Below are 6,894 nucleotides of genomic sequence, written 5' to 3'. Positions count from 1 at the left end.
GTATGTACTGCGTGATTGTCTTGTTTTCATTTTTAGCTAATTCTACAAGTTTTTCTTTCTGTTCCTTAGAAACTCTGATACTTATTTGAACACTCATTTTTTATCCTCCACTAAAATCGGCATCTATACAATTAGAGCGCTTTGTGTAGATATATTATAGCATATTCTACACAATTCTACACACATAATATGTATGAAAACCATGAAATCTATGAGAATATCCTTTTATACAAGTTATAAATTTCAACGCCTTCTTTTTGATAGTTCCTGCTGCTTGTTCCAATTTTCTTCTGTCGTCATATTGCAGGCTTTTTTTATCTGATTTTGTTGCTTGCTGCCATCAGGGAGTATTAAATAAAAACCAAACACTTATTTAACCTCATATAAGGACGTATTTGCCACTTAGAGAGTCTAAGGTAGAAATATCCGACTTTTATCAAAAAAGCCCCTAGGGAAATAGATTCCTTAGGGGCTTCGGTGTGCTTGCGCACTACATTTTCATACGTTAATTGTAACATGTGTTGTGAAAATCTGTCAAAACTATGCGATACTATTTTGGAGGCGCCTCTTTATCGTTGGGCGACTGGAAACGGATATCTCAGAGGTCCAGACTCTCTGTCGGGTATAGGCTGTAAATACCCTATATATGTTTTTGGAGTAGAGAAAATCAGATTTTTATAGTTATTTTATTTTTTCCCCCAATTATTTATTATAGCATAAAAAAAAATTAAATTATAGACTTGTTTTTTATTGGAAATAGGACTATATTGATAGTGTAAAGCGCTTTAACTAAAAAATAAAGGAGTAGAAGGCCATGAAAAAATCATTGCAATATCTTTGTTTATTGTCATTTTCATCACTTGTATTTATTAATGCTGCTTTTCCATTAGCTGAAACAGTTAAGGCTAATGAGTCAGTAACAGTTGCAAAATCAAAGGAATATACTTTATCAGAAGAGCAAAAGAATCGTTTGGATAAGTATGTATTTTTAGATGCTTCAAATCATTTTGCAATAGATGAAAATGCTAGTTTTGAGCTTTCTGATTTTGAATATAATCTTTTAAAAACCAAGGTATCAGAAACAAATGCTGCAATTGATAGCATTAAGTTATCTTCAAATGAGTATAAGGTAGTTTCTCAAGATAGTATTACCGTTTTCCAGGAAGTTAAGGATGTAAACCGTTATAGTTTTGCTTTTCGTTCTATTTCTGGATATCAAGAAGGAGAAAATGCGATCCGATTTTATTGGTGGGGAGCTAGAGTATGGTTATCAAAAACTACTGTTAATTATCTCGGAGCTGGAATAACTCTTGGGGGAATCTGGATTCCTGAAGCTATTGTATCAAAAATTTTAGCTACTGCAGGAGTGGTTCTGGGTAATTGCCCTGGAGGTATTGTATTTAATTATACTCCCGGAGTAAACATTTGGGGGCTAGAGTTTCAATGATTAAGAAGATAATTCTGACAGTTATATTTTTGATATATATTTGTATTGGGTTATTCTCTAATTCTTTATGGAACAATTTACTATTACTCCCATTTTTTATAATTTTATACTTTATGCCAGATAACGATCTTAAGAAATAAGAACTCTCCCAAAAAACACCCAAGGTTTGTACTGACTAAGGGTGTTTTTTTAATCTTTGTTTTATCAAGTATAAAATGTTTGGTTATTTAAGAATTTTCTATTTGTAAATATTTAGATAGAAAATAATGAACTGAATGAAAGATTTTTTTATTTTTTAAAAATAAAATATAGATTTTTTTCTTAAGAAGATACTTTCTAATTTACTTTCTAACCTACTTTATATTACTTTATATTACTTTGTCGACCTTAGAAACTCAGTAATATAAAGGGTTTGCAGATAAATAATTGACTATTTTGTACCCCATTATTGACTATTTTGTACCCCATTATTGACTATTTTGTACCCCATTGATGACTATTTTGTACCCCATTGATGACTATTTTGTACCCTATTATTGACTATAAAATTAAAAATTGATAGAATATAGCATAATAGAAAACATAGTAAAAGGTAAACAAGATGGTATCAAATAGAAAATCAAGTAAGATTTATGAAGAACTAGCTTCTCGTCAAAATTATTTAGTTGTCCAGGCGAATGACTTGGCCAAAGCATTTGGTAATTTAAAAGCTTTTGAACACAAGGTTTTAGACTACTGTTTTTCATCTGTAACGAAAGATAGTAGAGTTGGTGATGTCTTTACGGTTCATAGTCTTGACATTATGAAGCACTTTGGCTTAACTAAAAACGGTCAGAATTATAGACGGATTGCAGAAGCTTTTTCGAGACTTAATGAGAATACAGCTCTATATATTCCTGAAACATTGCCTGATGGTAGACGTTCAATAATCATGACTCAACTTTTCAGCAGAATAAGATTTATTGAGGATGGCCTTGTAGAGTTTAAATTCTCTGAAGATGCTGGACCTTTAGTTTTCGAGTTGAAAAGAAACTACTACTCTTTCCATTTGGATGAGTTAGGAAATGTGAAATCAAAGTATTCTTTGATCTTGATGAAACTTTGGGAAGCATATCGCTTAGGAAATCGAGAATATACAACCATTAAGGGAAGTTTAGAGGAATGGCAAGATTGGTTCTTGGGTGAAGAGAAGTCATGGCCTGCAGGTTTGTTTAAGAGGAATGCTCTCATGGTGGCATGCGAAGAATTAGAAATGAAATTCAACGCTGATATAGATTTAACAACTGTAAAAAAAGGACGAAAAGTTATCGGGTATGAGATGGTAATTAGAGATAGACGGATGCCAACCACTGCAGAGATAATCGTAGAGGCAGAGAAAGCATCACATCAGACAGATATCCACGAATTTTTGTAATTTGAACATGTATTAAGAATTAGGACTTGCATATGCAAGTCCTTTTCTAGGAGAGAAAAGAAAAAGGTTCTCCTAATTTATCTAACGATCTAAATCAAAATCTTGCCACAAACCTCCTTCAATTTCAGCTTCTTGACGTTCATAGATTTTATCTGAAATCTCATTTTTTTCCTCTTCAGATAAATATCTTTCAAACTCTGATTTAAAACGTTTATAAGTATCAGCTTCTTTCCTAGCTTCAAAATACTTAGACCAAGCATTTCGATTTTCTTCTTCCAAGTGAGCTTTCTCTTTTTGGAATTCTGCTTTCAGTTCTCTGATTACGTTCTTTAAAGATGAAATTGTAGAATGTAACTTTTTAATGAACCCTATTTGAAGAATAGACTCTTTAAAATCGTTCAACAAATTCGACAATGGACTATAGTTCGCCTTCATGGCTATTCTATCAAACTCATCTTCAGGAACAATCACAACACGTTCACGGTTATTAAATAGCCCTCGCTCTTTGATTTCAAATTGACTTTTATCTACTTCAGTTTCACTGATCATTTTAAGACGTAACATAGCATTGATAGTTTCATCTTCTAATTTTGCTTTATCCAACTCTTCGGACATGTTTGCGACTTCATTCTTCAAATGCTGCAGTTCCTGTTCTTCTTGCTGCTTCTGTAATTCAATTTGTCGCATAGTTTCTTTATATTCTCGCATATCCTTAATATCGTTCGTTTGACCTAACTTGCGTTCGATATTAACGTTTTTCATAAAGTATTGAATCCTATCAATTTCATGATCACGAAATTGTTTAAGTTGGCCACGTCCTTTTTCTTTAAATCCTTCCTGGAGAAGAGCTTTTGAAAAAGATGGTTGTTTCGAAAGACCATTTTTATACCCATCAGCAATAGGAACAACGTTAAAATGAGCGTGAGGAGCTCCATCTTCGTCTAAATGGACAACTGCATTATAGATGACTAAATGATCGTGCCGTTCATTAAAATCTCTTACGTAGCTTGCTAGAGCCTCTCCCACCTTTCTTTTTTTATTGAAATCCATCTTTTCCCAGTCAGATTTATTACCTACTGAGACTACAAATTCACGTTGCAGATCTAATGTCTTTGATTTTTTAACGTGTTTGTAGTAGTCTTCAATTTTTCTATCCTTCCTCCGTTGCTTTGAATTATAAGTATTTAAAGCATCGTCAAATTCATCGTGATAGACTTCTTTTATGTCACGTTTAATAATCGTGATATTTTCGTGGGACAATGCACGATTAATATGCTTGTGTTCATTACTCTTAAATTCTTCTTCGCTCAGATCTCTGTTATTATGACGTATATTTGTCATGCCAGTTTTTGTTTTGAAAGAAATGGTCATTTGATTCATTAGTCTGTTTCCTCTCTTACTATTGTGATAGTAGTATGCCACAAAAAACAAAAGATAATAAAAATTTTTTAAAATTTCCGTTAAAAACGTGATTAACAAATTTATTTGAGTATTTGTTTTTAAAAAAAATGGACTTATATAGTGACCATCTTTTCAGAATTCATGGATTACTATATAAGTCCATCTTTTTAAAATTTATGGACTACTATATAAGTCCATCTTTTCAGAATTCATGGAACACTATATAAGTCCACGTTTTCAAAATTTATGGACTACTATATAAGTCCATCTTTTTAGAATTTATGGAACACTATAAAAATCCATCTTTTCAGAATTTATGGATTACTATATAAGTCCATCTTTTTAGAATTCATGGAACACTATAAAAATCCATCTTTTCAGAATTTATGGATTACTATATAAGTCCATCTTTTTAGAATTCATGGACTACTATATAAGTCCATGATTTTTAAATCTATGGATTTCTATAGAGTTTTAGTAGCTTAAAGAGAAACATTTAGCCCAAAATGTTGGGCTACGGCGTGGGGCTATCGCTATTCCACGCCAACTATTGTCGATATGTAATCAGTTGTAAATAAAAGTATCTATCTCGGATCAAGCAGAGTTTCTGTTACTCTTTGTCAAAGAGTAACGTTTTTGTAGTTTTGACATTGCTGCGCAACGTACAAAACTAAAACGCTCTGCCGAGGGCTATGGGTTGCACCCCTTTTTTGACCCTCACGGTTCAAAAAATTCACTGCTTTTTCGGCCCACAAAAGTGGCCTCGAAAAAATCGGTGCGAACTACGCACCGAAAAAATTGCTTCACGCAATTTTTACTTGCCCATCGCACGAACCAGCGTGCGATTTGTCCGCGAATCACGCAGACAAAAAAGATTATCAAAAATTACAGTTGAGATGAAAAATTCAACATTTCAGGAATTAAGAAAAAAGCTAGTACTTTTCAAGATATAATCTAAGCATGACAAATTTAAAAGAAAAAAATATCCAAAAGACAATCTGGCATATGCAACGGCAGTGTGCCCATTTAGCAGCAATGTCTGATACAGCTGCAATAAAAAATGAATTGTTCTATCTACAAGCGAGCATAGATTGTTTAAATCGTATTTTAAATAATCAGTGCCCTTATCCTGGGATTGATAGGGATGAAGTTTTTTAGAAAATATATTTTCTACACCAAATGAGTATATCTATCCTTATTTCCCAACATTTTTCTTGACTTTTTTTTCGTACATTGTTACAATAACTACGAAGATTAATTTTTAAATTTTATTTTCTATAAACTTGTCACAAGCAAGTGGCTGTAGCTACTCCCTTCGAAATATGGATTTTAAAAGGTCTATGTTTTATAATGTAGGAGGAGTCGTTTATAGTTCGGGTTTTATAAAAACAGACTTGGGGAAGTCTGTTTTTTTATTGCATGTAATTTTCGTTCAATTCTCTATAAATAATTTTAAATAGATTAAAAACTCATCAGATACTAATTATAATTAAATAAGTACCCTCTTGGGTGCAGAGAGTACTTTGAAGCAAGCACTAAGTTACTAAAGTAAACCTAGGGCTGTAGCTATCATGAAGATTAACTGACTTGTAAGAGTGATTTCAAATTCAAACTTAGTGCCAGTCTTTTTAAATTTTATTTTCATAAAATTTCCCTTGTCACGGCCAGTTTAAGCATACTATTTGGCTAGACCTTTCGGACTTCTATCGCAACTTCGGGTTTTGGTTTAAGTCACTTCTAGAAGAGCCAACTTTTGCTCCCTTTTACGGGTACAGCTGAATTTGTTACTAGCTTGCATCATAACAAATCCAGCCATTTTTTATTATAACATCAGGAATCAGTTATTACAACGTTAAAAATGCCATATCTATAACTTTCCGAAAAATTGGTCTTTTTCGGAAAGTTATATATCTAAAAACGCTCATGTCCTTGAGGCTCTAGGCATTTCAGCGATATATTACTTACGAAAAAATCTGAAAAACGCTCAGAATCATCATGTCAGCATCAAAAATGCGTATTTTTTGTATGAAAAAACGCAAATTGGAGGCAGTTATACAAAAAATAGACCTCCGTGAGGTCTATTTTGTTATCTCTTCATACATCTCAAATAATCGTGCAACTGTTTCACTTTCAGTTAACCAAGTTTTCTTACCTTCTACGATTTTTGTCATGTCATAAAATTCCATAACTGCTTTATCGTTAGCCTGGTGAGCTCGTCTAAGTTCGACTGCATGGTTAACTCATCATAGAGATCCGCCAATGAGCTCTCTGGATATAGTGCACGTGCTTCAAGAATAGCTTGAGCGGTTTTAGAAATCTTCTCTTTTTGAACTTCTAATTAGTTATTTTTTTGAAAACAAACGTTGCCACCAGCTTTGTTTTGTTTCTAAAAGTAATGTTTCATTTTTGATAGTCAGTGCTCCAATAAGCTGGAGTTGGTTGCTGTTAGTTTCCAAAATATCTGCAATTTGATCATCTTTTTCATCAATCTGAGAGATTAAAAAACGTCGTTCATTATCAAAATCCTCACGAAGCTGCTTAATTTGCTCCTGCAATACAGTTTCTATACGATTGCTAGCATCATCTACACTGCTAGATTCTGTGTAGCTATCTTCTACAATGCAACGATCAA

At 32.9% G+C, this 6,894-nt stretch carries 5 protein-coding genes and 1 pseudogene; 3 read left to right on the top strand and 3 right to left on the bottom strand.

Translation table 11 applies throughout. The annotated features are described in order from the left end of the window. Window positions 1-814: 814 nt before the first annotated feature. Both AC3E9F_RS08355 and AC3E9F_RS08350 read left to right on the top strand, forming a co-directional pair. Window positions 815-1,447: a hypothetical protein gene (locus AC3E9F_RS08355; protein ID WP_490673003.1), complete on the top strand. Its 633-nt coding sequence runs from the start codon at window positions 815-817 to the stop codon at window positions 1,445-1,447. Window positions 1,448-2,048: 601 nt separating this feature from the next. Continuing rightward, entirely contained in the window at window positions 2,049-2,861 is an 813-nt protein-coding gene (locus AC3E9F_RS08350; RefSeq protein WP_117745262.1) for a replication initiation protein, read from the top strand. Window positions 2,862-2,942: 81 nt separating this feature from the next. On the opposite strand, the gene AC3E9F_RS08345 is transcribed toward AC3E9F_RS08350, so the two are convergent. Further along, window positions 2,943-4,241 (bottom strand): plasmid recombination protein, encoded by a 1,299-nt coding sequence (locus AC3E9F_RS08345; RefSeq protein ID WP_490673002.1) that lies wholly within the window; start codon window positions 4,239-4,241, stop codon window positions 2,943-2,945. A 981-nt stretch (window positions 4,242-5,222) separates the two neighbouring features. Here AC3E9F_RS08345 and AC3E9F_RS08340 point away from each other — a divergent pair. After that, complete coding sequence (locus AC3E9F_RS08340; RefSeq protein WP_490673001.1) at window positions 5,223-5,420, top strand: hypothetical protein; 198 nt, start codon at window positions 5,223-5,225, stop codon at window positions 5,418-5,420. Between the two features lie 920 nt (window positions 5,421-6,340). Here the strand turns inward: AC3E9F_RS08340 and AC3E9F_RS08335 are convergent. Together AC3E9F_RS08335 and AC3E9F_RS08330 are read right to left on the bottom strand one after the other, a co-directional pair. Beyond that, window positions 6,341-6,597, bottom strand: a pseudogene (locus AC3E9F_RS08335) (type IIL restriction-modification enzyme MmeI); the annotation flags it as partial. Window positions 6,598-6,604: 7 nt separating this feature from the next. Then, window positions 6,605-6,894: hypothetical protein (locus AC3E9F_RS08330; RefSeq protein WP_490673000.1), on the bottom strand; the 290-nt coding region annotated here is incomplete at its 5' end.

This window comes from Streptococcus sp. SCPM-O-B-15277 (M60) (assembly GCF_058200335.1).
The sequence above is the reverse complement of the archived record's forward strand: the minus strand, read 5'-3'. Positions and strand labels throughout refer to the sequence as shown.